21 protein-coding genes and 1 riboswitch are annotated in these 24785 nt (G+C 60.8%); of the genes, 14 read left to right on the forward strand and 7 right to left on the reverse strand.

The genetic code is table 11. The features are described from left to right. Positions 1 to 22: 22 nt before the first annotated feature. The 7 genes from IPK09_07900 to IPK09_07930 all read left to right on the forward strand — a co-directional run bounded on the left by IPK09_07900 (position 23) and on the right by IPK09_07930 (position 7809). On the forward strand, positions 23 to 889 hold the full coding sequence (locus IPK09_07900; protein ID MBK7983538.1) for an acetyl-CoA carboxylase carboxyltransferase subunit beta: 867 nt from the start codon (positions 23 to 25) through the stop codon (positions 887 to 889). A gap of 26 nt (positions 890 to 915) precedes the next feature. Next, entirely contained in the window at positions 916 to 2220 is a 1305-nt protein-coding gene (folC, locus tag IPK09_07905) for a bifunctional tetrahydrofolate synthase/dihydrofolate synthase (protein ID MBK7983539.1), read from the forward strand. Between the two features lie 2 nt (positions 2221 to 2222). Then, on the forward strand, positions 2223 to 3512 hold the full coding sequence (locus tag IPK09_07910; protein ID MBK7983540.1) for a hypothetical protein: 1290 nt from the start codon (positions 2223 to 2225) through the stop codon (positions 3510 to 3512). 129 nt (positions 3513 to 3641) lie between these two features. Next, positions 3642 to 4133, forward strand: coding sequence for a CvpA family protein (locus IPK09_07915; protein ID MBK7983541.1), 492 nt, complete (start codon positions 3642 to 3644; stop codon positions 4131 to 4133). A gap of 50 nt (positions 4134 to 4183) precedes the next feature. Then, the gene (purF, locus tag IPK09_07920) at positions 4184 to 5695 is read left to right on the forward strand and encodes an amidophosphoribosyltransferase (GenBank protein ID MBK7983542.1); all 1512 of its coding nucleotides are present in this window, start codon (positions 4184 to 4186) and stop codon (positions 5693 to 5695) included. A gap of 41 nt (positions 5696 to 5736) precedes the next feature. Beyond that, positions 5737 to 5815, forward strand: a riboswitch (SAM riboswitch). 105 nt (positions 5816 to 5920) lie between these two features. Further along, positions 5921 to 7114 (forward strand): O-succinylhomoserine sulfhydrylase, encoded by a 1194-nt coding sequence (locus IPK09_07925; protein ID MBK7983543.1) that lies wholly within the window; start codon positions 5921 to 5923, stop codon positions 7112 to 7114. After that, positions 7114 to 7809, forward strand: coding sequence for an HAD-IA family hydrolase (locus IPK09_07930; GenBank protein ID MBK7983544.1), 696 nt, complete (start codon positions 7114 to 7116; stop codon positions 7807 to 7809). The genes IPK09_07925 and IPK09_07930 overlap by 1 nt, the downstream gene beginning before the upstream one ends. Before the next feature lie 29 nt (positions 7810 to 7838). Here IPK09_07930 and IPK09_07935 read toward each other — a convergent pair whose 3' ends face one another. The 5 genes from IPK09_07935 to IPK09_07955 all read right to left on the reverse strand — a co-directional run bounded on the left by IPK09_07935 (position 7839) and on the right by IPK09_07955 (position 11877). Continuing rightward, on the reverse strand, positions 7839 to 8576 hold the full coding sequence (locus IPK09_07935; protein ID MBK7983545.1) for an SDR family oxidoreductase: 738 nt from the start codon (positions 8574 to 8576) through the stop codon (positions 7839 to 7841). A gap of 224 nt (positions 8577 to 8800) precedes the next feature. Next, positions 8801 to 9307 carry a glutaredoxin family protein gene (locus IPK09_07940; GenBank protein MBK7983546.1) on the reverse strand — a complete coding sequence of 169 codons (507 nt, stop codon included), beginning with the start codon at positions 9305 to 9307 and terminating at the stop codon, positions 8801 to 8803. A 14-nt stretch (positions 9308 to 9321) separates the two neighbouring features. Beyond that, positions 9322 to 10230, reverse strand: a complete 909-nt coding sequence (locus IPK09_07945; GenBank protein ID MBK7983547.1) for an amino acid ABC transporter permease — start codon at positions 10228 to 10230, stop codon at positions 9322 to 9324. 3 nt (positions 10231 to 10233) lie between these two features. Next, positions 10234 to 11049 (reverse strand): amino acid ABC transporter permease, encoded by an 816-nt coding sequence (locus IPK09_07950; protein ID MBK7983548.1) that lies wholly within the window; start codon positions 11047 to 11049, stop codon positions 10234 to 10236. 39 nt (positions 11050 to 11088) lie between these two features. Further along, positions 11089 to 11877, reverse strand: coding sequence for a GntR family transcriptional regulator (locus IPK09_07955; protein ID MBK7983549.1), 789 nt, complete (start codon positions 11875 to 11877; stop codon positions 11089 to 11091). Positions 11878 to 12188: 311 nt separating this feature from the next. Between IPK09_07955 and IPK09_07960 the strand changes: the two genes are divergently transcribed. The 7 genes from IPK09_07960 (at position 12189) to IPK09_07990 (ending at position 21771) form a co-directional block, all read left to right on the forward strand. After that, a complete protein-coding gene (locus IPK09_07960) occupies positions 12189 to 12923 on the forward strand; it encodes a (Fe-S)-binding protein (GenBank protein MBK7983550.1) in 735 nt (244 codons plus the stop codon). Then, positions 12923 to 14362 carry an iron-sulfur cluster-binding protein gene (locus IPK09_07965; GenBank protein MBK7983551.1) on the forward strand — a complete coding sequence of 480 codons (1440 nt, stop codon included), beginning with the start codon at positions 12923 to 12925 and terminating at the stop codon, positions 14360 to 14362. The genes IPK09_07960 and IPK09_07965 overlap by 1 nt, the downstream gene beginning before the upstream one ends. Continuing rightward, entirely contained in the window at positions 14355 to 15005 is a 651-nt protein-coding gene (locus IPK09_07970; GenBank protein MBK7983552.1) for a lactate utilization protein, read from the forward strand. The genes IPK09_07965 and IPK09_07970 overlap by 8 nt, the downstream gene beginning before the upstream one ends. Before the next feature lie 24 nt (positions 15006 to 15029). Next, positions 15030 to 15473: a GNAT family N-acetyltransferase gene (locus IPK09_07975; GenBank protein MBK7983553.1), complete on the forward strand. Its 444-nt coding sequence runs from the start codon at positions 15030 to 15032 to the stop codon at positions 15471 to 15473. Between the two features lie 81 nt (positions 15474 to 15554). Continuing rightward, on the forward strand, positions 15555 to 18389 hold the full coding sequence (locus tag IPK09_07980; protein MBK7983554.1) for an FAD-binding oxidoreductase: 2835 nt from the start codon (positions 15555 to 15557) through the stop codon (positions 18387 to 18389). 145 nt (positions 18390 to 18534) lie between these two features. Continuing rightward, positions 18535 to 20211 (forward strand): lactate permease LctP family transporter, encoded by a 1677-nt coding sequence (locus IPK09_07985; protein ID MBK7983555.1) that lies wholly within the window; start codon positions 18535 to 18537, stop codon positions 20209 to 20211. Between the two features lie 687 nt (positions 20212 to 20898). Continuing rightward, a complete protein-coding gene (locus IPK09_07990) occupies positions 20899 to 21771 on the forward strand; it encodes a DUF3365 domain-containing protein (protein ID MBK7983556.1) in 873 nt (290 codons plus the stop codon). A gap of 110 nt (positions 21772 to 21881) precedes the next feature. Here the strand turns inward: IPK09_07990 and leuB are convergent, their stop codons facing one another. Both leuB and IPK09_08000 read right to left on the reverse strand, forming a co-directional pair. Then, positions 21882 to 22940 (reverse strand): 3-isopropylmalate dehydrogenase, encoded by a 1059-nt coding sequence (gene leuB / locus IPK09_07995; protein MBK7983557.1) that lies wholly within the window; start codon positions 22938 to 22940, stop codon positions 21882 to 21884. Between the two features lie 38 nt (positions 22941 to 22978). Continuing rightward, a complete protein-coding gene (locus IPK09_08000) occupies positions 22979 to 24538 on the reverse strand; it encodes a citramalate synthase (GenBank protein ID MBK7983558.1) in 1560 nt (519 codons plus the stop codon). Positions 24539 to 24785: the final 247 nt, after the last annotated feature.

The raw sequence follows: 24785 nt of genomic DNA on the forward strand, positions 1-24785 counted from the left end.
GCCCTCAACGCCGGACAGGATTATGAGCTGGTACGAAAAACTGGTTCCCTCGCGGATTCGCACCGACGGCCGCAACAAACACCAGATTCCCGAAGGACTCTGGAATAAATGCGTGGAATGCGGGGCCGTGCTGTACGGCGCCGAATTGGAACGCAACCTTCAGGTTTGTCCCAAGTGCGGCCATCACATGTACATCGGCGCCCGCAAGCGCCTGCTGAGTTTTCTCGATGAGGACGGTCCTGTCGAAATCGGCGATGACATCGAACCGACCGATTTCCTGAAATTCAAGGACAGCAAGAAATACCGCGACCGATTGGTACAGGCCCAGAAAGCTCACAACGAAAAGGACGCCCTGATCGCCATGCGCGGCCAGCTCAAAGGAATTCCGGTGGTCGCCGTCGCCTTCGAATTCGAATTCATGGCGGGATCGATGGGTTCGGTGGTCGGCGAGCGCTTCGTCCGCGCCGCGCAAATCGCCCTGCACGAGCATATCCCTTTCATTTGCTTTGCCGCCAGCGGCGGGGCGCGGATGCAGGAAGCTCTGGTATCACTGATGCAAATGGCCAAGACCAGCGCGACCTTGACCCGGCTGGCCGAGCACGGCGTGCCCTACCTGTCGGTGCTGACCAATCCCACGACCGGCGGGGTGTCCGCCAGCCTGGCGATGCTGGGCGATGTCAACATCGCCGAACCGAAAGCATTGATCGGCTTCGCCGGACCGCGCGTGATCGAACAGACCGTGCGGGAAAAATTACCGGTCGGTTTCCAGCGCAGCGAATTTTTACTGGAGCACGGGGCCATCGACATGATCGTGGACCGCCGCGACCTGCGCGACCGGTTGGCCTCACTGCTGGCAATGCTCACTGGCCGGGATGCGCTGGCGGCTTGAACGTGGCGGGACCTGAAAGCGCCGCCATGACCAACCCTCGGTTTAGCACGCTCGATGAGTGGCTGGCTTGGCAGGAAACGCTGCACCCCGTCAGCATCGAATTGAAGCTGGACCGGATTCGGACGGTGCTGCGCCGGCTGCGCCTGGAGCCGCCGCCCTACCCGACGATCACCATCGGCGGCACCAACGGTAAAGGCTCTTGCGTCGCCTATCTGGAGGCGATGTTGCGCGCCGCCGGCTACCGGGTCGGCGCTTACACCTCTCCCCATCTGCTGCGCTACAACGAACGCATCCGCATCGATGGAACGGAAGCGAGCGACGCGGCGATCTGTCGCGCGTTCGCCCGGATCGACGCCGCGCGCGGCGAGCAGTCGCTGACCTACTTCGAGTTCGGCACGCTGGCGGCGCTGGAGTTGTTTCGGGACGCGGCGGTGAACGTCGCGGTGCTGGAAGTCGGCCTCGGCGGCCGGTTGGACGCGGTCAACAGCGTGGACGCCGACGCCGCGCTGGTGGTCAGCATCGGCATCGATCATGTGGAATGGCTGGGGTCGGATCGGGACAGCATCGGTTATGAGAAGGCGGGCATCTTCCGCCGGGATCGACCGGCGATCTGCGCCGACCCCGACCCGCCGGCGCGACTGTTGGAATACGCCCGACAGGTGGGCGCTCGGCTGCAACGGGTCGGGCGCGACTATGATTTTGCCCGCGCCGGCCACACCTGGAGTTGGTGGAACCAGGGAGTCCGCCTCGATGGTTTGCCGCCGCCCGCCCTGAGCGGCGAGCATCAATTCGGCAATGCCGCCGCCGCCCTCACCGCGCTAGTCAGCCTCAGCGACCGTTTGCCGGTGCCGCCCGAGGCCATCCGAACCGGCCTGACGACGGCACGGCTAGCGGGACGCTTGCAAATTATCTCTGGACCCGTTGAGTGGATTCTTGACGTTGCGCATAATCCACATGCCGCCCAGGTGCTGGCCAAGTGCTTGCGAGAACACCCCTGTTCCGGGCGAACCTTCGTCGTGTTTGGCTTGCTGGCCGACAAGGATGCCGACGGCGTTATCCAGGCGCTGACCGACGTGGTGGACCTTTGGTATCCGGTCAACCTGGATGGCGCTCGCGGGCGCACCGGCGCGGAACTGTCGGCCCGGTTGCACGCCGCCGGCGCGCGAGCAATCGCCCGGAACGATGCCATCGAGGCGTGTCGGTCCGCTCGAACCGACGCCCGGACCGGGGATCGAATCGTGGTGTTCGGGTCGTTTCATATCGTCGCGCCGGTACTGGCGGCGCGACCGTGGATAACCAGCGCTCCTCTACCGCCTTTAACGGAGGCTTAACCATGGATAGCCGTTTAGCTCAACGTCTGGTCGGGGCCGCCGTGGTTGCGGCTCTGGCGGTCATCTTTATTCCCGAACTGGTGCAGGACAAACCGCAGCCGACAACGACCGCCACACCAGAAAGCCGGCCTCCTTCGCTCCGACCGAAGCCGCCGCAGTCGAGTCTGACCTTCTCTCAACCCCAGACTGGCTCCACCACCAAGGCGCCCGAACCGAAACCCGCGGTCGAGCCCGCCCCGCAGCCCCCGTCAAAACCCGCTCCCGCTCCGGCAATAGCCGAACCGAGGCCCGCCAAACCGGCTGCGTCAACCGATGGCGCACCGGATGCTCCCCCGGCCGCCGTGGCGGGTGCCTCCAGACCGCCAGCGCCCGCCCGGCAACCTCAAACAGACGGCGCCGCGGATGCCCCGCCGGCCACCATCGCCGAGGTTCCCCCGCCGGCGCCCGCCCGGCAACCCCAAGCCCAACCGCCCCGGAAAGTTCAGCCTACACCAGCCAGCCCGACTCAAAGCGACACGGCCAGACTTGCCCAAGAGGACGCCGCGCGCCGCAAGGCCGCTCAAGAAGCTGCCGCGAAAGCCAGGGCTCAAGCGGAAGCCGAACGCATCGCCGCCGCCAAGGCGGAAGCCGAGGCCACCCGCCAAGCCGCCCGCGCCGAAGCCGCCCGCGTTAGAGCCAATGCCGAAGCCGAACGCATCACCGCCGCCAAGGCGCAAACCGCGCGGCTCGAAGCCGCCCAAAAGTCGGTCAATCTTTCCGCCTCCTCCCCGGCTGAATCACTGGCCGCTCGCGCCGAGGCCGCCCGCGCGACGGAATCGGCGCGACGCGAAGAAGCCCGCGCCGAAGCCGCCCGCAAAACCGCTCAAGCCGAAGCCGCCCGCAAAACCGCCCAAGCCGAAGCCGCTCGAACTGAAGCCGCCCGCGCCGAGGCCGCCCGACGCAAGGCGCAAACAGAACTCGCCTCGGCTCGCGAGCTGAATACCACCCGCAGCGCAACCCCTTCAGCCAATACCGCCAAGACCAATCCAGCCGTCGTCCCTTTGCCGAAAATCGAGCTGTTAGCCAAATCGGAATCCATAAGCCCGGCCCCGCCGCGCCCGGTCGCGCCCGCCACCAGCCGGCCTCAACTCCAGCCAGCTCCGGCAGGCGCTGGCACCGTGGCGGGTCGTTATGCCTTGCAGGAAAACGCCAATACGTTACGGGACTACTATCGCAGCCAAAACATCCGCGTGGCGATCGAACAGATCAGCGTCAACGGCCGACCGATCTATCAAGTGCGCATCTGGCGGTGAAGAAAGGCTTGACGGCGGATCGTCGTTTCGACTCCACGCTAATTTTGTTAGAATAGCTTTTTACGGCCGAAGGCTACTTGTGCGCCTCGCGCGCGAACCCTCACTCTCAAAGGCAGGAACTAGCGACCCATGAATTGGGCCGATTATCTCATCGTCATCATCGTGGCCCTCTCCATGTTGATCGGTCTTTGGCGCGGCCTGTTGCGCGAAGTCATCTCGCTGGCCACCTGGATTGCCGCCTTCGCCATCGCTTTTCTGTTCTCCGCGGACGGGGCGGCCTTACTGACGCCTTATATCGATATCCCTCCCTTGCGCGTCGCGGCCGCTTTTGGCGGCTTGTTCCTGGCCACGCTGCTGTTGGGCGGCTTGTTGGGAATCCTCGCGTCCTATCTGGTCGACTATACTGGCCTTAACGGCACCGACCGGCTGTTAGGAATGCTGTTCGGTTTCGGGCGCGGCGCCGCTGTCATCGTGCTGTTGGTCCTGGCGGCCGGGGTCACTCCCTTACCGAGAGACGCCTGGTGGCAACAAGCCCACCTGCTAGGCCATTTTCAGAACAGCGCCCTCTGGTTGCGGGGTTTTCTACCCCCGGAAATAGCCCAATACGTTCGCTTCAATTAAGCTGTTGCCCCTGACGGCGACAGCCGTCCAAGCGCGGAGGCTAAGAGCAGATGTGCGGAATTATCGGTATCGCGGGGCGCAGTCCGGTCAATCAAAGCCTGTTCGATGGTCTGACGGTGTTGCAGCATCGGGGCCAAGACGCGGCGGGCATCGTGACCTGCGATGAGGGCCGGCTGTTCCTGCGCAAGGACAACGGCCTGATCCGCGACGTGGTTCGAACCCGGCACATGCTCAACCTGCACGGCAACATCGGCATCGGCCACGTCCGCTACCCGACAGCCGGCAGTTCCGATTCCGCCGAAGCGCAGCCGTTCTACGTCAACTCGCCCTTCGGTATCACGCTCGCCCACAACGGCAATCTGACCAACTCGGCCCAACTCAAGGATGAGCTGTTTCGTTCGGACCTGCGCCACATCAACACCAATTCCGATTCCGAAATCCTGTTGAACGTTTTCGCTCACGAATTACAACAGCGCAGCAAGCTATCGGTGGACGCCGAGGATATTTTCGCGGCGGTGGCGGCGGTGCACCGGCGGGTGCGGGGCGCTTACGCCGCCGTGGCCTTGATCGTCGGTTTCGGGCTGGTGGCGTTTCGCGATCCTTACGGTATCCGGCCGCTGGTGTTCGGCCGGCGTGAGACCGAGCACGGCATGGAATACATGGTCGCCTCCGAAAGCGTGGCGCTGGACGTGCTGGATTTTCGCCGGGTGCGCGATGTCGCGCCGGGCGAGGCGGTGCTGTTTGACCTGGACGGGCAGATCCACACCCGCCAATGCGCCGAACAGCCCGTTAATTCGCCTTGCATCTTCGAATTCGTCTATCTGGCGCGGCCGGATTCGATCATCGATCAGGTGTCCGTGCACAAAGCCCGGTTGCGGATGGGCGAATATCTGGCCGAAAAAATTCTGCGAATCTGGCCGGAGCAAGATATCGATGTGGTGATTCCGATCCCCGACACCAGCCGCACCGCTGCCCTGCAAATGGCCTCGATCTTGGGCCTCAAATACCGGGAAGGTTTCATCAAGAACCGCTATATCGCCCGCACCTTCATCATGCCCGGCCAGAAGATCCGCAAGAAATCGGTGCGCCAGAAGCTCAACCCCATCGATCTGGAATTTCGCGGCAAGAACGTGCTGCTGGTAGACGATTCCATCGTGCGCGGCACCACCTCCGAACAGATCATTCAGATGGCCCGCGAGGCCGGCGCGCGCCGGGTTTACTTCGCTTCGGCCGCGCCGCCGGTGCGCTATCCCAACGTCTATGGCATCGACATGCCGGCCGCTCACGAGCTGATCGCGCACGATCGCTCTGAGGAGGAAGTGGCGCGGGCCATCGGCGCGGATTACCTGATCTTCCAGGATATGGCGGATTTGGAAGAAGCGGTGCGGCGCGGCAATTCGCGCTTGCAGCGCTTCGACGCCTCCTGCTTTACGGGCGAATACGTGACGGGTGATATCGACCGCCACTATCTGGAGCGCTTGGCCCGCTCGCGTTGCGATACCGCCAAAACTCGCCAAGGTTGCGCCGACAGCGCCATCATCGACTTGCACAACAATAACTGATCGTCGCGCTGGCTTTTGACAGCGAGGCCCCGACCTTCTAAGCTTGTCCTAGCGCCGATTTGAGTGCTCAGCTTGCAGGCGCTTAACAAATTTTGCTAAAGCGGGTCGGAACCTGCCCTGGATGATCCATCGAGCGGGTTTTTTAACGTCCCGCGCACCGCCGGTGCCGCTGCGGGCGTCTCTGGCGATTTACTAACGATTCATCCATCGCGGAGAGGCCCGGACATGATTTTTCCCGACGAAATTCCCGAACTCGGTTTCGCCAGCCTGGCCGTGCGCGCCGGTCAAGTTCGCACTCAGGAAGGCGAACACTCAGAACCGATTTTTCTGACCTCCAGCTTCGTATTCGCCAACGCCGCCGAAGCCGCCGAACGCTTCAGCACCGCCACCGGCAACATCTATTCCCGTTTCACCAATCCGACCGTGCGGGTTTTCCAGGAGCGGCTGGCGGCGCTGGAGGGTGGCGCAAGCTGCATCGCCACCAGTTCCGGCATGGCGGCGATCCTGGCAACCTGCATGACCTTGCTGAAAAGCGGCGATCACCTCGTTTCGGCCAATGCGGTGTTCGGCACCACGGTTTCGCTGTTCAATCAATATCTCGCCAAATTTGGCGTCACGGTCACTTATGTGCCTTTAAGCGATCTTAACGCGTGGGAAGCGGCCATCCGCCCGGAAACCCGACTGTTCTTTCTCGAAACCCCGTCCAATCCGTTGATGGAGCTGGCCGATATCCGGGCGCTGGCCGAACTCGCGCACGCTCGCGATATCCTGCTGGTGGTGGACAACTGCTTTTGTACCCCCGCGCTGCAATTGCCGTTCACGCTGGGCGCGGATCTGGTCATCCACTCCGGCACCAAGTATCTGGACGGACAAGGCCGCTGCGTGGGGGGAGCGGTGGTCGGCGACCAGCAGCGGGTCGGCACCGACATTTTCGGTTTTCTGCGCACCGCCGGCCCCACCTTAAGCCCGTTCAATGCTTGGGTGTTTCTCAAGGGCCTGGAAACGCTGAAGCTGCGGATGCACGCCCACAGCGAAGCGGCGCTGCAACTGGCAACGTGGTTGGAAACCCAGCCAGCGGTGGAACGGGTCTACTATCCGGGACTGCCCTCGCACCCCCAACACGCATTGGCGAAACGGCAACAGAGCGGCTTCGGCGGCATCGTCTCCTTCGACCTGCGCGGCGGCAAAGCAGCTGCCTGGGCGTTGATCGACGCGACGCGCCTCATTTCCATCACCGCCAATCTGGGTGACGCCAAGAGCACCATCACCCACCCCGCCACCACCACCCACGGCCGCTTGACCCCGCAAGAGCGCGCGGCGGCCGGCATCGGCGACGGTTTGGTGCGAATTTCGGCGGGTTTGGAGGATGTCGCGGACCTTCAGGCGGATCTGGAACGCGGCTTGCGTTTGTTGGCCTGATGATTAAAGCCCTGACCTTCGATTTAGACGATACCCTGTGGGACATCTGGCCAGTGGTCGAACGGGCCGAGGTCTTGCTGCATGACTGGCTGGCGGCGCGTTACCCGCGCATCTCCGAACGATTCACGCCCTTGCAATTGCGGGATTTGTGCGAAGAAATCGCCGCCGCCAGACCGGCGATCGCCCACGACCGCACCCGCTTGCGCAAGGATGCGCTGCAACTGGCGGCAAGCCGGGCCGGCTATGCCGAATTTGACGCGGAAAGCGCGTTCGCGGTGTTCTTCGCCGCTCGCAACGCGGTTGAGCTATTCGCGGAAGTGCGACCGACGCTCGAACGATTGGCGCAACGCTACACGTTGGCCTCATTGTCCAACGGCAACGCCGATGTCCGCTTGATCGGGCTGGACGACGTGTTCAGTTTCTCGCTCAGCGCGATCGAGGTGGGTGCGGCCAAACCGGAACCGCTGATGTTCGAACTGGCCTGCCGCCGCTTGGACGCGCGGCCCGGGCAGATCGTGCATGTCGGCGACGACCCCGAACACGATGTGCGCGGTGCTTCGAACGTCGGAATGCGGACGGTGTGGCTGAACCGCAACCGACGAGCATGGCCCGGCGGCCCCAGAGCAGATGCGGAAATCAGCAGCCTCATGGAACTGGAAGCGGTGTTGGTCGCTTGGGAATCCGGCGGCGAGTGACAGCCAGCCCGGCCAAGCGCACCGAATCCCTACCAAGCAATCGGCTGACCGTCCCGAAAGAAACCGCCGCTCGGCCCGTCATCCGGCAGGATGGCGGCCCAGACGATACCCGAAGCGCCCTGCTCTATGGTCCGTTCCGCGCCGGGACCGCCCATATCGGTGCGCACCCAGCCGGGACAGACCGAATTCACCAGGATATTGAACCCCTGCGTTTCCGCCGCCAGAATGCGGGTCAGCGCGTTCAGGGCGGTCTTGGAAATCCGATAAGCCGGCGTTTTGCCTTCCATCTCGCTCAACTGGCCCAAGCCGCTGGAGACGTTGACGATGCGGCCGTAATGTTGTTGCTTCATTAACGGCACCAGTTCTTGGGCCAGCAGCAACGGGCCGTACAAGTTGGTTTGCAGCGTGGCCGACAGCGTTTTCAGGCTGGCGTTGAACACGCTGGCCCCTCCCGTATCTTCCGTACCGTGGCTGTCCAGGGAAACTCCGGCGTTGTTGACCAGGATATCGACGCGCCCGCAGCGGCTATGGATGAAAGCGCCCAATTCGGCGACGCTGCTTTCCGCCGTCACATCCAATGCATGAAAGAGCACATCCAATCCCTCGGCCAACAATTTTTCCGCGGCCATCTCGCCTTTGCCGGCATTGCGGCTGGTCAAAATCACCCGGATGTCGCGCTTGGCCAACTGTCGGACCGTTTCCAAGCCCAATCCGCGATTGGCGCCACTGACCACCGCTACCGGTTTGCTGCTCTTGCTATTCAACATCGCTCGTCGCCTTTGGTTATCAGTCGGGCCATCAGATTGGGCTTTAGTGGTTCCTGGCTCCTACCGCAGGTGGATATCAAGAAACGATTTGGCAAAAATAATAACAGAGCCTCCAGTCAGCCACAAAAACAAAATCCGTTTTTACAAAGGGCCTAGGCAGCTTTTTCAAAAGAGCTGGCCGTCTTCAGCACGTTACATAAAATCCGCCGATTACGCACCCGACGTTAACGCTGGCCGCTCAGAAACGTCTCGTAACCGGCCTCGGAAAAACCATAGACCTTTTTGCCTCGCCAAAACAAGATGGGGACTCCGTGTCCGCCGCCGATGCTGGCCAATGCTTCCAAGCCTTCGGGTGTTTCAACATTGTATTCCGTGAAAGCGACCTGTTGCTTGGTGAGATAAGCTTTGGCTTTGCGGCAGAAACCACACCACGCGGCGGTAAACAGCCGCACTGTCTCAGCGGACGCTGGCGCCTTCGTGGCCTGCTGTTGCAGTCGTTTTTCCAACTCCGGCTTAAAACGCGGGACATAGTCTGGCAACGGACTGGAAGGATCGGGAGCGTACTCCACGATTTTTTCAATTTGACCGTCAGACGGCGGCTTGTCGCTGTAAATCACCTTGCCATCTGGGCCAACTGACTTGTACAGGGTATCGGCCCATCCCGGTGGCGCAACGAGAGATAGCGCGATCATTACTATTACTTTTAATTGCTTATCCAATTTTATCAACACCTGCTTTTAACCTCTTAACGCCGGTGATGACCGTAGCGGCCCAAACGTTTTTCCAGCCGTCGGAACAAGCGTGCCAACCCAAAGCACAGTAGAAAATACAACCCAGCCACCGTCAGCCAAACCTCGAACACCCGGCCCGATGACACCGCCAACTCGGTGCCGGTAAAAGTCATCTCCTGAATGGAAATCAGCGAGATCAGCGAGGAATCCTTGACCAGCGAGATGAACTGTCCGGCTAGCGGCGGCACGACCGTTCGGACCGCCTGCGGGAGAATCACCCGCGTCAATGATTGTTGTCTATGCAATCCCAATGCCGCCGCGCCTTCCCATTGGCCTTTCGGAATCGCCTCAATCCCGGCGCGGACGATTTCGGTGACGTAAGCGCCTTCGAACAATGCCAGGCAGATCAACCCGGACAGAAAATTCGGCAATAATTCCGCCGGCCCAAACAAGACCGCTGACACAGCTAAGGTTTCCGGCGCGGCTAAGGTTTCCGGCGCGGCGGCGAGCCGATTTTCGACATCTAGCAGCGGCGGCAACTGACTACTGATGAAGAAATAGAAAATGAAAATGAACACCAAAGGCGGCATGTTGCGAATCAGTTCGACGTAGCTTCGACTGAGCAATCTCAGAAACAGGCTGTGCGAGATCCGGCATACTCCCATCACCCCGCCGACCACTATGGCCAGCACGCTGCCCCACAGCGCCAGCCGCAGCGTAGTGATAAATCCTTGTCCCAGCAGATTCAGCACCCAACGTCCGCGCTCGCCGTCGTAGCGAAGGAAATAGCCGGGGATCAATTGCCAGTCCCAGCGGTAATGAAAATGGTTTTGCGCCCGATAGATGATATAAGCGCTCACGCCGAGCACCGCGATCAGAACGATCACATCCAACCAACCGAAGCGAAAATTGCGGGAGCGCACGCTTTAGCCGTGTCCGCCGCTGACCGCCAGCCGCCGTTCCAACCAACCGACCAGCAGCGACAAGCTGGTGGTAAGCGCCAAATACAGCGCCGCCACGGTAAACCACAGCTCGAAAGTCATGAAGGTGTCGGCGATGAGGTTACGGCCTTCGGTGGTCAGATCGGCGACCGCAATCACGCTGACCAGTGCCGAATGCTTGATCAGCGACACCCCCAAACCGGTCAGCGGCGGCAGCACCACCCGCACGGCTTGCGGCAAAATCACCCGCCGGTAAGTCGCTTGGCGCGACAGGCCCAGCGCCTGCGCCGCTTCCCACTGACCGCGCGGCACCGCCTCAATCCCGGCGCGGAAAATCTCGGCTGCGTAGGCACCCTCGAAAATCGCCAGCGCCAGCACCGCCGCCGCGAACCGATCCATCCCCAAGATCGGCGCGAGCACGAAATACACCAGATAAAGCTGCACCAGCATCGGGGTATTGCGCACGACTTCCACGTAGACCCGCGCTACTGCATGGCCCGCCCAGGACATCGAGCGTTGCAACAGCGCTGCCGTCAGCCCGAAGAGCAGCGCCAGCAACAGGCTCCAAGCGCTCAGTTCCAGCGTCACCGCCAACCCGCGCAACAGCGGTCCGAGATGGAATGCGCCATTCTCGATGCGGTAGAGGTACTGCGGCACTCGATACCATTGCCAGTTGTAATGCAGGGTTCCGGCTCCTTCGAACAGCAGCCAACCCAATCCGCCCAGCAGGACGAGAAAGGCCAACGTATCGAAGGCCGCCCGCCACCGCTCGCCCGCACGACGTTTCCGCCTGGCCATCATCAGCCGCGTCACTGCTGAAACGTCAAAGAGCGCAACTGGCTACGACGCGGTGTTAGCTTCCAACGCCCGCAAGCTTTCCAAACGGCGTTGGGAAAGCTCCTGGCGGCCAGCTTCCGCATCGATATCCTGCAAGGTGGTCTCGACGTAAGCCAGATGGACGTGCGCGGCTTGACGCGCGACTTGCGGGTCGCGCGCCAGCACCGCCTGCAAAATGGCGTGATGCTGGGTATGGATCACCTCGTAGCTGCCCTCGCGGGTGTACAGCCGCTCCAGCGACCGGCAGATGTTGCTCAACAGTAAATCGAACAAGCCGCGCATGACGTGAATCAGCGCCACGTTGTGCGAGGCGTCGGCGATGGCGAGATGGAAGCTGGCGTCCGCCAGCGCGTCGTGCTGGGCCTCGCGCGAGCCGCGCTGGATGTCTTCCAGGGCCGCGAACCGGCAGCGCAGGATTTCCCGGTCGGCGTCGGTGGCGCGCAGCGCGGCGAAATAGGCGGCCACTTCTTCTAAAGCGTGGCGCAATTCGAGCACGTCAAACATCGCCTTGGGGTTGTTGCGCAACAGTTCGATCAGCGGATCGGTCAAGGCCGGCGCGATGACATCCATGACGTAATGGCCCCCGCCCCGCCGGCTTTGCAACAGACCGCGCGATTTCAAGGTCGTCATCGCCTCGCGCAGCGACGGGCGGGAGACGTTGAGCTGCTGCGCCAGCTCCCGCTCCGGCGGCAAGCGTTCGCCCGGTTTTAACACGCCTTCCAGAATCAACTGCTCGATCTGGCTGACGATGGCGTCCGAAACTTTCGGCGGATTAATGATTTCGTAGTGCATCGACTTTTACTCAATGAAATCCTATACACCGCTTAATTGTGCCATCCCGCACTCGGTTAAGACACCGTGTCGCTAAGGTAGCCCACGCTTCCCGTTACAGAGTAGCAAACTTTTTGGTCAGACCACATGACCAAACCGTTGCAAACCGAAAAACAAGCTGCTATAAATTGGTCAGACCATCTGACCAAGATGGCGGACCCGCAGAGGTCCGTTCGCAGCAACTATAATAAATACAATAAGAAACCGCTTCCCGACTGGCGAAGAGCGCCAGCGGAAACGGCATAACCCCAAAAGTTGGAGAAGAACGCGCGATGTCCAATCGTCCTGAGAAGGTGTATTTTTTTGGCACCTGTCTGATTGACCTGTGTTTTCCCCGAGCGGGAATGGCCGGCATGGAACTGCTGCAACGCGAAGGCATTCAGGTCGTCTACCCTCAAAGCCAATCCTGCTGCGGCCAACCCGCCTATAACTCCGGTTTTCCGGACGAAGCCCGCAAGGTGGCCCGCCAACAGTTGAAAGCCTTCGCCAAGGATTATCCGATCATCATTCCGTCCGGCTCCTGCGGCGGGATGCTCAAGCATCACTATCCCAAATTGTTCGCCGATCAGCCCGAAGCCGCCGAGGCGCAACGCTTCGCTGGCCGGGTGTTTGAATTGAATGAATTCCTGGTCAAGGTGCTCGACCTCAAGCTGGAAGACAAAGGGCAGCCGATCAAAGTCACCTGGCATTCGTCCTGTAGCGCCCTGCGCGAGATGAAGGTCATCGATCACGCCAAGTCGTTGCTGCGGCAACTCAAAAACGTCGAATTGATCGAACTGCAACGGGAGCGCGAATGCTGCGGCTTCGGCGGTTCCTTCTCGGTCAAGCAGGCCGATATTTCCTCGGCGATGGTCGCCGACAAGGTGGCGGACATCGAGCAAACCGGCGCGGCGGTGGTGCTGTCGGGCGATTACGGTTGCCTGATGCACATCGGCGGAGCGTTGAAGCACCGCAACAGCCCGATTCCCGCCAAGCATGTCGCCGAATTTCTGCTGGAGCGCACCTGATGACTGAGATCGCGGTCGATTTTCCCAAGAATTTCAAAAAGGCGCTGGACGACGGCCAACTGCGCCGCAACCTGCGGGCGGCGATGGACACGCTGGGGCTGCGCCGCCGCAACCTGTTTTCCGACGTGGAGGCTTTCGAGCGGTTGCGGGCGCGCGGCGACGCCATCCGCCAGCGGGCGCTGCGCCAGTTGCCGGAGTTGCTGGAACGCCTGGAGAAAAAATGCACCGCAAACGGCATTCAGGTGCATTGGGCGGAAACGCCGGCCGAGGCCAACGCGATTTGCCTGGAGATCATCCAGCGCCACAACGCCACCCGCGTCATCAAGGGCAAGTCGATGGTCTCCGAGGAAATGCACCTCAACCATTTTCTGCACGAACGCGGCATTGAGGCGCTGGAAACCGATCTCGGCGAGTACATCATCCAACTGGAACACGAAACGCCCTCGCACATCATCGTTCCCGCCATCCACAAAAACCGCGACCAAATCGCCAAGTTGTTTCACGAAAAAATTCCCAACACCCCTTACACCGAAGTAGTCGAGGAGTTGAACGCTATCGCCCGGCAGGTGTTGCGCGAGAAGTTTTTCGCGGGCGAGGTCGGCGTCAGCGGGGTCAATTTCGCGGTCGCCGAAACCGGCACGCTGTGTTTGGTGGAAAACGAGGGCAACGGCCGGATGTGCACCACCGCCCCGCCGGTGCACATCGCCATCATGGGCATCGAAAAGGTGCTGGAGCGGCTGGAGGACGTGCCGCCGCTGTTGCGGTTGCTGACCGGTTCGGCCACCGGACAGTTGATCACCACCTATTTCAACATGATCAGCTCGCCGCGCAAGCCCGATGAGAAAGACGGCCCCAAGGAAGTGCATCTGGTGTTGCTCGATAACGGCCGCTCCAAAATCTGGGCCGATCCCGATCTCAGGCACACCTTGAAGTGCATCCGCTGCGGCACCTGTCTGAATCATTGCCCGGTTTACACTCGCCTCGGCGGCCACGCTTACGGCTACGTCTATCCCGGCCCCATCGGCTCGATTCTGACCCCGCAAATCGAAGGCTTGAAAAACGCCGGCGCGATGGCGACCGCCTCCACGTTTTGCGGGGCGTGCGAGGAAGTCTGTCCGGTCAAGATTCCGATCACCGACATCCTGCGCCGCTTGCGCGTCGAATCCTACGACAAGGACGAAACGCCGAATTCGGTCAAGGATCACGGCTACAAGTCGAACGCGACCGAGAATCTGACCTGGAAGGGCTGGGCGTTCAGCAATGCCGAACCCTGGTTCAACGCGCTCAACGCCAAGCTGTTGGGTCTGGCGGGGCCGCTGCTACCCAAGTTGCCCGCCGTCGGCATTGTGAAAAAATGGAGCCAATCCCGCGCTTTGCCGCCGTTCGCCACCAAAAGCCTACACGTTCTCGCCAAGGAAAAGGGGATCCGCGATGAGTGAAGCCCGCGCTAACATTCTGTCCCGTCTGCGCGTCACGGCCCGGCCGGTCGCGTCCGTCGCCGAACCCGAAGCGCCGGCCACGCCGGAATTCAGCCGCGCCGATAAGATCGCGCAATTGAAGCAGCGCATGGAAGCGATGCACGCCGAGGTGATCGTCAGCGAGCGACAACAGTGGCTGGCGACTCTAAAGGATGTGCTGCGCCGCCGCTCGCTGAACGGCCTGCTGCACGGGCCGCGTAGCCCCCTCGGCGTCAAGCTGGCGGAAAGCTGGGAAGACAATCTGCCGCCGCTGGTCGCTTACGACCAAAGCGTCGAGCAATGCAAGGAGCGGCTGTTTTCCATCGACGCCGGCATCACCTCGACCCAAGGCGCCATCGCCGATGTCGGCGCGCTGATTCTGTGGCCGACCGCCGATGAACCGCGTTTGATGTCGTTGGCTCCGCCGCTGCATATCGCGGTGCTGGACGCCGATAAGATTCACGACTCCCTGGCGTCCGCCATGCGCCAGGAACGTTGGGCGGAAGGGATGCCGACCAACGCCTTACTGATCTCCGGCCCGTCCAAGACCGCCGATATCGAATTGGTGCTGACCTTCGGCGTGCACGGTCCCAAGGAATTGGTGGTGCTGATTCTTAACGATTGATCCAAGGGTTAGGTGTTAAGCGCCATGGCTATCAACCTCAGAATCGCCAACAGCAATGACGCTTCTGAAATCGCCACGCTCACTCAAGAACTTGGGTATGGGGTCTCAGAAAAAGAAACCCTTGAATGGTTATCCGTACTGCTTGGCTCCAATACCCATCAGGTTATCGTGGCGGCTGACAATGATAGCCGTTTATTGGGCTGGATCGTTGTAGAGCAGCGATTATCACTAGAAGCCGGCCTCAAAGCGGAAATTAGTGGTCTCGTTGTTCGGGCTACAGCACAGCGTAGTGGCGTAGGCCGTCAGCTCGTGAGCGCCGCCGAGGAGTGGGCAACAACGATGGGTTTAGCACAAATTCAGGTGCGTTCTAACATCCTTCGCAAGGACTCCCATCCGTTTTATTTAAGTCTTGGCTACATGCATAAAAAAACGGCGCATAGCTATGCAAAAGGGTTGCAGCTTACCTAATAAGAATTGCAGCCGAACCCGATAACAAAACAGCGCGCCGCATCGCACGACGCGCACACCACCAAAGAGGCTGAACCACCGATGTCCCCGACGGCCTACGACAGTCTGCACCGCGACCTGCAAGCGTTCATTCCCGCGTCGCGCCTGATCACCGACCCGCTGCGCACGCTCGCCTACGGCACCGACGGCAGCCTCTACCGGCTGATTCCGAAGCTGGTGGTCAAGGTGGAAAACGAAGACGAAATGCGGCGGATTTTGGCGCTCGCCCACCAGCACGCAACGCCGGTGACGTTCCGCGCGGCGGGCACCAGCCTGTCGGGCCAAGCCGTCACCGACTCGGTGCTACTGCAATTGGGCGATGGCTGGCGCGGCTGGAACATCGGCCCCGACGCCGCGACCATCCGCCTACAACCGGGCCTGATCGGCGGCCATGCCAACCGCTATCTGGCCCCGTATCGTCGCAAGATCGGCCCCGATCCGGCTTCGATCAACACCTGCCAAATCGGCGGCATCGCCGCCAACAACGCCAGCGGCATGTGCTGCGGCACCGCCCAAAACAGCTATAAAACGCTGAAAAGTATGCGGGTGATGCTGGCTGACGGCGCAGTGCTGGACACCGATGACCCCGACAGTCGTGACGCCTTCCGCGCCAGCCACGGCGCGCTGCTGGAGCGGCTCGACGAACTAGGCCAACGCACCCGCGCCGACGCACCGCTGGCCGAGCGCATCCGCGCCAAGTTCAAGATCAAGAACACCTGCGGCTACAGCCTCAACGCGCTGGTCGATTTTGCAGACCCCTTCGAGATGCTCCAGCATCTGATGATCGGCTCGGAAGGCACGCTGGGCTTCATCTCGGAAATCACCTATCACACGGTCGAGGAACACAGCCATAAAGCCACCGCGCTGATGATTTTTCCCGACATCAAAATCGCCTGCGAAGCGGTGGCAACGTTGAAAAGCCAGCCGGTGGCGGCGGTGGAGTTGATGGATCGGGCCTCGATCCGCTCGGTGGAAAACAAGGCCGGAATGCCGCCGTATTTTAAGACCCTGCCGGAAGCTGCGGCCGCGCTGCTGGTGGAAACCCGTGCGATGGATGCGGACAATCTAAGCGCTCAAGTGGCGGCGATCACCGCCAGCCTGACCGCGACCCCGACCCTGTTGCCGTTTCAATTCACCGACCGACCCGAAGAATTCACTCAACTGTGGGCGATCCGCCAGGGCCTGTTTCCCTCGGTCGGCTCGGCGCGGGCGACCGGCACCACCGTCATCATCGAGGATGTGGCGGTGCCGGTGCCGCAACTGGCGGCGATGACTTTGGACTTGCAACGGCTGTTCGACCAGCACGGTTACACCGGCTCGATCATTTTCGGCCATGCGCTGGAAGGCAATCTGCACTTCGTCATCACCCCCAATTTCGCCGATCCGACGGAAACCAAACGCTACAAAAATTTCATGGACGATGTGTGCAAGATGATCGTCGAGCGCTACGACGGTTCGCTGAAGGCGGAGCACGGCACCGGCCGCAACATCGCTCCGTTCGTCGAATTGGAATGGGGCCAGCAAGCTTATGGCTTGATGCGGGACATCAAGGCGCTGTTCGACCCGCGCAACTTGCTCAACCCCGGCGTGATTCTCAACGACGACCCGGAAGCGCATCTTAAAAATATCAAACCGATGGCGGCCGTCGATCCGCTGGTGGACAAGTGCATCGAATGCGGCTTTTGCGAGCCGAACTGTCCGTCTCGCGCCCTCACCCTCTCGCCGCGCCAGCGCATCGTCGGCCTGCGCGAGATGGCGCGGCTGCGCGCCGTGGGCGAGGATGCCAGCCGGTTACAACAGCTCGCTGATGCTTACGAATATCAAGGTATCGACACCTGCGCCGCCGACAGCCTGTGTTCGCTGACCTGTCCGGTCGGCATCAATACCGGCGCGATGATGCTGAAGAAGCGTGAGGAACGGCGCGGCGCGCTTAGCCGCTGGGTCGGGAACCGGGTCGGCGGGCAATTCAGCGCTGTCACCGCCCTCACCCGCGCCGGTCTGGCCGCCGCTAACTTCTCACAGCGCCTGCTCGGCGACAGCGTACAAGGCGCGATCACCGGCGCGTTTCGCAAGCTCTCGGGCGACCGGCTGCCGCTGTGGAACCGCTATATGCCCTCCGCTGGTGCGTTGCCGAATCTGGAACCAAACCCAAAAGCCGAGCGGCCGCGCGTGGTGTATTTCCCCAGTTGCGCCAGCCGCAGCATGGGGCCAGCACAGGGCGATCCCGAAACCGACGCCTTGCCGGTCAAAACCGCCGCGCTACTGCGCAAGGCCGGATTTGAGGTGATTTTGCCGGAAGATCGTGGCGCGCTCTGCTGCGGCCAACCGTTCGCCAGCAAGGGCCTGCCGGAACAGGCCGAGGCCAAGCAGCGAGCCGTCGAGCAGGCGCTGCTAAAAGCGAGCCGCAACGGCCAAGACCTCATCGTGATCGACACCAGCCCCTGTTCGCTGCGGCTGAAACGCAACCAAGCGCAATCGGGACTCCAGGTGCAAGACATCACCGAATTTCTGCACGATGTCGTGTTGCCACGATTGACGCTGCGCAAGCTGCCGGAAACCGTCGCCCTGCACCCGACCTGTAGCACCACCAACATGGGCTTGCAGATCAAACTCAAAGCCATCGCCGACGCCTGCGCCGAAAAAGTCGTCATCCCCGACCGGGTAACCTGCTGCGGCTGGGCCGGCGACAAGGGCTTCACGCTCCCGGAACTGAACGCCAGCGCGCTGCGGGATTTAAAGGCGGCGCTACCGGATGAGTGCCAGTCCGGCTATTCCACCAGCCGCACCTGCGAAATCGGCCTGTCCCTGCATAGCGGCCGCTATTACCGATCCATCGTCTATCTGGTGGATCGCTGCTCCCAGCCTGACACCAGCTAGTTTCTTAGTCCTTTCAGCTTCTTAAGGATGCTCGCGCGAGTGGGTAGGGGGTTTTTGCGCCCGCGATTCCGCCCGCCGAGATTTCAGGAAGAAAAACAAAAGCGTCATTCACCTTTTCAACCACCCACCGAGGAGTTCGATCACGATGTCAACCTGGACTCAGGTTTACGCGCCCTTAGGGGGCAGCCTCTGGCTGTCGGCCTTGGTCGCCGCCATTCCGATCATCTTTTTCTTCATCGCGCTGGCGGTGTTGCGGATGAAGGGCCACATCGCCGCCCTGATCACGGTGGCGCTCGCCATCGCCGTCGCGGTGGTGATTTATCAAATGCCGGTGTCGATGGCGCTGGCGGCGACCGGTTACGGTTTTCTCTACGGCTTGTGGCCGATCTCCTGGATCATCGTGGCCGCCGTGTTCCTCTACAAACTCACGGTCAAGACCGGTCAGTTCGAAATCATCCGCTCGTCGGTGCTGTCCATCACCGGCGACCAGCGCCTGCAAATGGTGCTGGTCGGCTTCTGCTTCGGCGCGTTCTTGGAAGGCGCGGCGGGCTTTGGCGCGCCGGTAGCCATCACGGCCGCGCTGTTGGTCGGCTTGGGCTTCAATCCACTCTACGCCGCTGGTTTGTGCTTGATCGCCAACACCGCACCGGTCGCGTTCGGCGCGCTGGGCATTCCCATCACCGTCGCTGGCAAGGTCACCAGTACCGATCCATTCCTAATTGGGCAAATGGCGGGCCGACAACTGCCGCTGCTGTCGCTGTTCGTGCCGTTTTGGCTGGTGTTCATCATGAATGGCTGGCGTGGTATCCGCGAAACCTGGCCAGCGCTGTTAGTAGCGGCGGCTGCCTTTGCGCTGACCCAGTATTACACCTCGAACCATTGGGCATACGAACTGCCCGACATCACCTCCGCCCTGGTCAGCCTGGTCGTGCTAACGTTGTTCCTGCGCTTTGTCTGGCAACCGCAGCAGGACTTCGCCTTTCAGGGCAACGGCGGCGGTGTCAGCGCCGCGGATCATCGCGCCCAATCGCAATACACCCTCGGTCAAATCCTGAAAGCGTGGTCGCCGTTTATCATCCTGACCATCATGGTGACGATTTGGACGCTACCCTCGTTTAAGGCGTTGTTCGCCAAGGGCGCGCCGCTGGAGTCTTGGGTGATGAGCTTCCACATCCCCGGTCTGGACAAGCAGGTGTTGAAAGACGTGCCGATCGTCAAGGCGGTCTCGCCGTATGAGGCCGTTTACAAATTTGACGTACTCTCCGCCACCGGCACGTCCATCCTGTTGGCGGCAGTGATCAGCGCCTTCGTGCTTGGCGTCAACATCAAAACCTTCTTCACCACCTTATGGGAAACCTTCGTGGAATTGGCCCGACCGATTTTCACCATCGGCTTGGTGCTGGGTTTCGCCTTCATCGCCAACTACTCCGGCGTGTCCTCGACGCTGGGGCTGGCGTTTGCCGCGACCGGCGCGCTGTTCCCGTTCTTCTCGCCCTTCCTGGGCTGGCTCGGCGTGTTTCTGACCGGCTCCGATACTTCCAGCAACGCGCTGTTCGCCAACTTGCAGCAGGTCACGGCCCAACAGATCGGAGTCGATCCAACCCTCACCATCGCCGCCAACACCACCGGCGGTGTGACTGGGAAGATGATTTCGCCGCAGTCCATCGCGGTGGCCTGCGCGGCGACCGGACTGGTCGGCAAGGAATCCGATCTGTTCCGATTCACCTTGAAGCACAGCCTGTTCTTCGCGGTCATCATCGGCATCATCACTTACATGCAGGCTTATTACCTGCAATGGATGATCCCCCTAGCGGCGCGGTAACTTGCCAGACAGCGGTTTGCGCCGACTGATAGAGGGCCGTGCGGAGCGCGCATCGGCCCTCTTAACTTTTTATATCATTGCTGCTCCATGCGATTGCTCGTACCGGAAAAACCGTAACAAGCAGCCGCTATGCATCCATCCCAAACAGGCGGAAGGCGCGAGACGCTGTCTGCGTTTCGCGCCTTCCGCCGAGCGGACCTACCGCCACCCGCTAGCGGGTCTTCTGGATGGTGGCTTGGGTGACGCCCCGATCGTCACCGATCTCCAAGCCGACGGTCACCGGATTTTGAAGGCCAAGGTCGCCAAGGTCGCCACCTTGGAAGGCGGCCTGAAAGCCTTAGCGGTTCGTCCGCCTTGATTCGCGGATCTTTGCGCGCCCCTAATACGATTCCGAACAGTTGCTTGATGATAGATTCCTTAGTTATCGCGTTCATCAGATATCATCAGCCGTTCCTGTGCCCATACACGCATTGAAGCCGGCCAATTCCATATCCGAATATCCGTTTCTTTGTTCCTCCTCCTACCAGGAAGGCCATCTGAATTTGTGCGACAACGCCATGAAATAGCGCTGAAACAAATTACCGATCAAGTGAAATCATCCAGAAACAAAGCACCGAAATACTATGCTCAACCCTTTGAATTGAAAGAATGTAATTTCATCGACAAAGCAGTCTGAGGAAAGCGCTCATGGGTCTACGCCTGAAATTCAATTTGGTTTTACTGTTGGCTTTCCTCATTGGTTTGGGACTGACAGCCCATTTGAGCAATAACCTTCTCAAGCAGAACGCCCGCGAAGAAGTGCTTCAGAGCGCCGGCATCATGATGGAAAGCGCACTCAGCGCCCGCACTTACACCGCCGAACAAATCAAACCGCTGTTGACCTTGCAAATGAAACGAGCGTTCCGGCCGGAGACCATATCCGCTTATGCGGCCAAGGAAACTTTCAAGGCGCTGCGCGTCAAGTTTCCCGAATACTCCTATAAGGAATCGGCGCTCAATCCGACCAATCCCAACAATCGGGCCACCGACTGGGAAGCCGATATTGTCCGCGAATTTCGCGACAATCCCGACCGGAAGGAACTCGTGGTGGAGCGCGACACGCCGACCGGCCGGATGCTCAATTTGGCTCGGCCGTTGCGCATCAACGACGAGGGTTGCTTGACCTGCCACGGCAAACCTGAAGAAGCACCGAAAACCTTTACGGATCTCTACGGCGTCAACAACGGTTTCGGCTGGAAGATGGAGGAAATTATCGGAGCGCAGATCGTCACGGTGCCGATGGACGTGCCGTTGGCGCGGGCCCAGAAAGCGTTCACCACGTTCATGATTCTGTTGGGCGGCGTTTTTCTGTTTCTGCTGATCCTCCTTAACATCCTCCTCCATTTCGTGGTGATTCAACCGGTGGTGCGGATCGCGCACATGGCCAACGAAGTCAGCTTGGGCAAACTGAGCGTGTCGGAGTACGTGCGTTCGGGCAGGGATGAAATTTCCTCGCTGTCGCAATCGTTCAATCGGATGCGGCTGAGCTTGGAAAACGCCATGAGAATGCTGGGCGAGTGAGCCTTTGCTATCGCGTCGTTCGACCCAAAAACGACTTTTTCAACAGCTCCCACCGAGCGGTTCAGACCGAAATAACCGGCCCAAATGAAATTTTCATTATCTTTAAAACATCACAACCGCTGAACGATCTCCTCCGCCATTTGGCGGGTGGTCAGCGTGCCGCCGAGATCGGCGGTACGCGCTCCGGCGGTGATGGCGTCGTCCGCCGCCTTCTCGATGGCGGCGGCTTCGGCTTCCAAGCCCAGCGAGTGCCGCAACAGCAGCGCGCACGACAAGATCATGCCGATGGGATTGGCGATGCCTTTGCCGGCAATGTCGGGGGCCGAGCCGTGAATCGGCTCGTATAACCCGACCCGACCCGCGCCCAGGCTGGCGGACGGCAGCATCCCCATCGAACCGGCCAAAACGGAAGCCTCGTCGGTCAAAATATCGCCGAACATGTTTTCCGTGACCATTACATCCATTGAGGCAGGACCGGTAATCAATCGCATGGCGGCGGTATCGACCAGCACATGATCCAGACTGACATCCGCATTCGCCGCGCCGACCTGGACGGCAAGCTGCCGCCACAACCGTGAGGATTCCAGCACGTTGGCCTTGTCGACCGAGGTGACTTTTTTCTTGCGACCTTTCGCCAGCTTGAAAGCCAGTTCCAGCACCCGGCGAATTTCGTAATCGTAATACTCCAAAGTATCGACCGCCCGCTCGCGGCCATCTTTAACATCCCGCCCCTTTGGCCAGCCGAAATACAGGCCGCCAGTCAGTTCGCGGATCACCAGAATATCCACCCCTTGCAGCTTTTCCGGCTTGAGCGGCGAGGAGTCGATCAGGGACGGATGCACCTTGACCGGCCGCAGGTTGGCGAACACCCCTAAGCCCTTGCGCAAGGCCAACAAACCCCGCTCCGGGCGATCCTTGGCGTTGGGGTCATCCCACTTCGGCCCGCCCACCGCGCCCAGCACCACCGCGTCCGCCGCCTGGCAATCCGCCAGGGTTTCGTCCGTCAACGACGAACCGAACCGGTCGATGGAACAGCCGCCCATCAGCCGCTCTTGGTAGTTCCATTCGTGGCCGAACTTGCCGGCGAGCGTATCCAACACGCGGACGGCTTCAGCAACCACTTCCGGGCCGATCCCGTCGCCGGGGAGCAAGACAATTTTCGCTTTCATGATTTTTGTTTTCCCAAAGAATACCGTTGCGGAATGACTCAATGGGCTACCGACAGCCCGTACTCCACCGCATCGACCAGCGCTTGCCAAGAGGCTTCGATAATGTTGGCGCTGGCGCCGACCGTGCTCCACAGCCGCGTGGTGTTGCGGGTGTCGATCAAGACGCGCGTAATCGCCTCGGTGCCGTCCTGGCCGTCCAGAATGCGCACCTTGTAATCGGCCAGATTGAAGTCGGCGATCTGCGGGTAATGCCCCAGCAGCGCCTTGCGCAGGGCGATATCCAGCGCGTTGACCGGGCCGTTGCCCTCGGCGGCGGTGTGCAACACTTCATCGCCGACCCGCACCTTGACCATGGCTTCAGCGAAGATGCCGCGTCCCTGACGATGCTCGACGTTCACCAGAAAATCGATCAGTTCGAACAGCGGCTGGTAATCCGGCTGCTGGCGCTTGAGCATCATGGCGACCGAGGCTTCGGCGGCTTCGAAGGAAAAGCCGCGCGCTTCCAGTTCCTTCACATCGTTCAGCACGCCGACTACATCCGTCGAATCGCTGACAGCGACGCCGTGCTCCTCGGCCTTGCTCAAGATATTGGCCCGACCTGACAGCGCGGAGACGACGACTCGCATCTTGTTGCCGACCTGTTCCGGCGCGACGTGCTGGTAGGACTGCTCGCAGCGGCGCATCGCCGCGACGTGCACACCGCCCTTGTGGGCGAAGGCGCTCTTACCGACGTAGGGCAGATGGTCGTTGGGAGTGACATTGGCGACCTCATCAACAAAATGCGACAGCTCGGACAGTTTCTCCAAACCGCCCTCCGGCAAGCAGCGGCGCTTCATCTTGAGTTCCAGATTCGCCATGACCGAGCACAAATTGGCGTTGCCGCAGCGTTCGCCGACGCCGTTGATGGTGCCTTGGACCTGAATCGCGCCCTGGCGCACGGCGGTCAGCGCGTTGATGACCGCGCACTCGCCGTCATTGTGGGTGTGGATGCCAAACGGATGCTGGAGCGCTTCCTTCATCTCGTGGAGGATGGCTTCCACCTCCCACGGCAGGCTGCCGCCGTTGGTATCGCACAACACCAGGGTTTCCGCCCCGCCCCGAACGGCGGCTTCCAACGTTTCGAGCGCGTAGGACGGATCGGCCTTATAGCCGTCGAAGAAATGTTCGGCATCGTAAATGACCCGCCGGCCAGCAGCGCGCAGATGGGCGATGGACTGCTCGATGATGCGCAGGTTGTCATCCAAGGTCGTGAGCAGCACCTCGGTGACGTGCAGGTTCCAGGTTTTGCCGAACAAGGTGCAAACCGGGGTCCGCGCCTCCAAAAGCGCTTGAATGTTGGCGTCGTCTTCCGGCCCGCCCTTGACCCGGCAGGTCGAGCCGAAGGCGGCGATCAGCGCGTTTTTCCATTCGAGATCGCGGGCGCGTTCGAAAAATTCGGCGTCCTTGGGATTGGAGCCGGGCCAGCCGCCTTCGATGAAGGCCACGCCCAGCTCGTCCAGCCGCCGGGCCACGCGGATCTTGTCGTAACCCGACAGGGTAAAACCCTCGCTTTGAGTCCCATCACGCAGGGTGGTATCGTAAATTTGAATGAGTGGCATAGAGTTATCTTCGGTCTTCAGCGGCCAACAGGGCTTTTCCAACAGCGGAATGGACTCCGATTCATCCATCGCATCAAGCGGGCAGGTGTGGTGCGAACAGCGCCGATTCGGAGGATCGGGTTACTGAATAAGCGGTGGATTTTCCCATACTTTCATACGAACAGGAAATTCAAGCGCGGACAATTGTCGCGCGGGAAATTGCATCAAAGCGGGGACTCCGCTATATCTGTTGCCGAACCCGCTCACT

The organism is Candidatus Competibacteraceae bacterium, from assembly GCA_016713505.1.
GTDB lineage: Bacteria > Pseudomonadota > Gammaproteobacteria > Competibacterales > Competibacteraceae > Competibacter_A.

What these genes read in the sequence shown, in the direction of transcription:
- IPK09_07955 (MBK7983549.1), bottom strand. Translation starts at nt 11,877, where the DNA reads ATGCACTACGAAATCATTAATCCGCCGAAAGTTTCGGACGCCATCGTC.
- IPK09_07990 (MBK7983556.1), top strand. Translation starts at nt 20,899, where the DNA reads ATGGGTCTACGCCTGAAATTCAATTTGGTTTTACTGTTGGCTTTCCTC.
- IPK09_07985 (MBK7983555.1), top strand. Translation starts at nt 18,535, where the DNA reads ATGTCAACCTGGACTCAGGTTTACGCGCCCTTAGGGGGCAGCCTCTGG.
- purF (MBK7983542.1), top strand. Translation starts at nt 4,184, where the DNA reads ATGTGCGGAATTATCGGTATCGCGGGGCGCAGTCCGGTCAATCAAAGC.
- leuB (MBK7983557.1), bottom strand. Translation starts at nt 22,940, where the DNA reads ATGAAAGCGAAAATTGTCTTGCTCCCCGGCGACGGGATCGGCCCGGAA.
- IPK09_07950 (MBK7983548.1), bottom strand. Translation starts at nt 11,049, where the DNA reads ATGATGGCCAGGCGGAAACGTCGTGCGGGCGAGCGGTGGCGGGCGGCC.
- IPK09_08000 (MBK7983558.1), bottom strand. Translation starts at nt 24,538, where the DNA reads ATGCCACTCATTCAAATTTACGATACCACCCTGCGTGATGGGACTCAA.
- IPK09_07965 (MBK7983551.1), top strand. Translation starts at nt 12,923, where the DNA reads ATGACTGAGATCGCGGTCGATTTTCCCAAGAATTTCAAAAAGGCGCTG.
- IPK09_07910 (MBK7983540.1), top strand. Translation starts at nt 2,223, where the DNA reads ATGGATAGCCGTTTAGCTCAACGTCTGGTCGGGGCCGCCGTGGTTGCG.
- IPK09_07960 (MBK7983550.1), top strand. Translation starts at nt 12,189, where the DNA reads ATGTCCAATCGTCCTGAGAAGGTGTATTTTTTTGGCACCTGTCTGATT.
- IPK09_07930 (MBK7983544.1), top strand. Translation starts at nt 7,114, where the DNA reads ATGATTAAAGCCCTGACCTTCGATTTAGACGATACCCTGTGGGACATC.
- IPK09_07970 (MBK7983552.1), top strand. Translation starts at nt 14,355, where the DNA reads ATGAGTGAAGCCCGCGCTAACATTCTGTCCCGTCTGCGCGTCACGGCC.
- IPK09_07980 (MBK7983554.1), top strand. Translation starts at nt 15,555, where the DNA reads ATGTCCCCGACGGCCTACGACAGTCTGCACCGCGACCTGCAAGCGTTC.
- IPK09_07915 (MBK7983541.1), top strand. Translation starts at nt 3,642, where the DNA reads ATGAATTGGGCCGATTATCTCATCGTCATCATCGTGGCCCTCTCCATG.
- IPK09_07925 (MBK7983543.1), top strand. Translation starts at nt 5,921, where the DNA reads ATGATTTTTCCCGACGAAATTCCCGAACTCGGTTTCGCCAGCCTGGCC.
- IPK09_07900 (MBK7983538.1), top strand. Translation starts at nt 23, where the DNA reads ATGAGCTGGTACGAAAAACTGGTTCCCTCGCGGATTCGCACCGACGGC.
- IPK09_07935 (MBK7983545.1), bottom strand. Translation starts at nt 8,576, where the DNA reads ATGTTGAATAGCAAGAGCAGCAAACCGGTAGCGGTGGTCAGTGGCGCC.
- folC (MBK7983539.1), top strand. Translation starts at nt 916, where the DNA reads ATGACCAACCCTCGGTTTAGCACGCTCGATGAGTGGCTGGCTTGGCAG.
- IPK09_07975 (MBK7983553.1), top strand. Translation starts at nt 15,030, where the DNA reads ATGGCTATCAACCTCAGAATCGCCAACAGCAATGACGCTTCTGAAATC.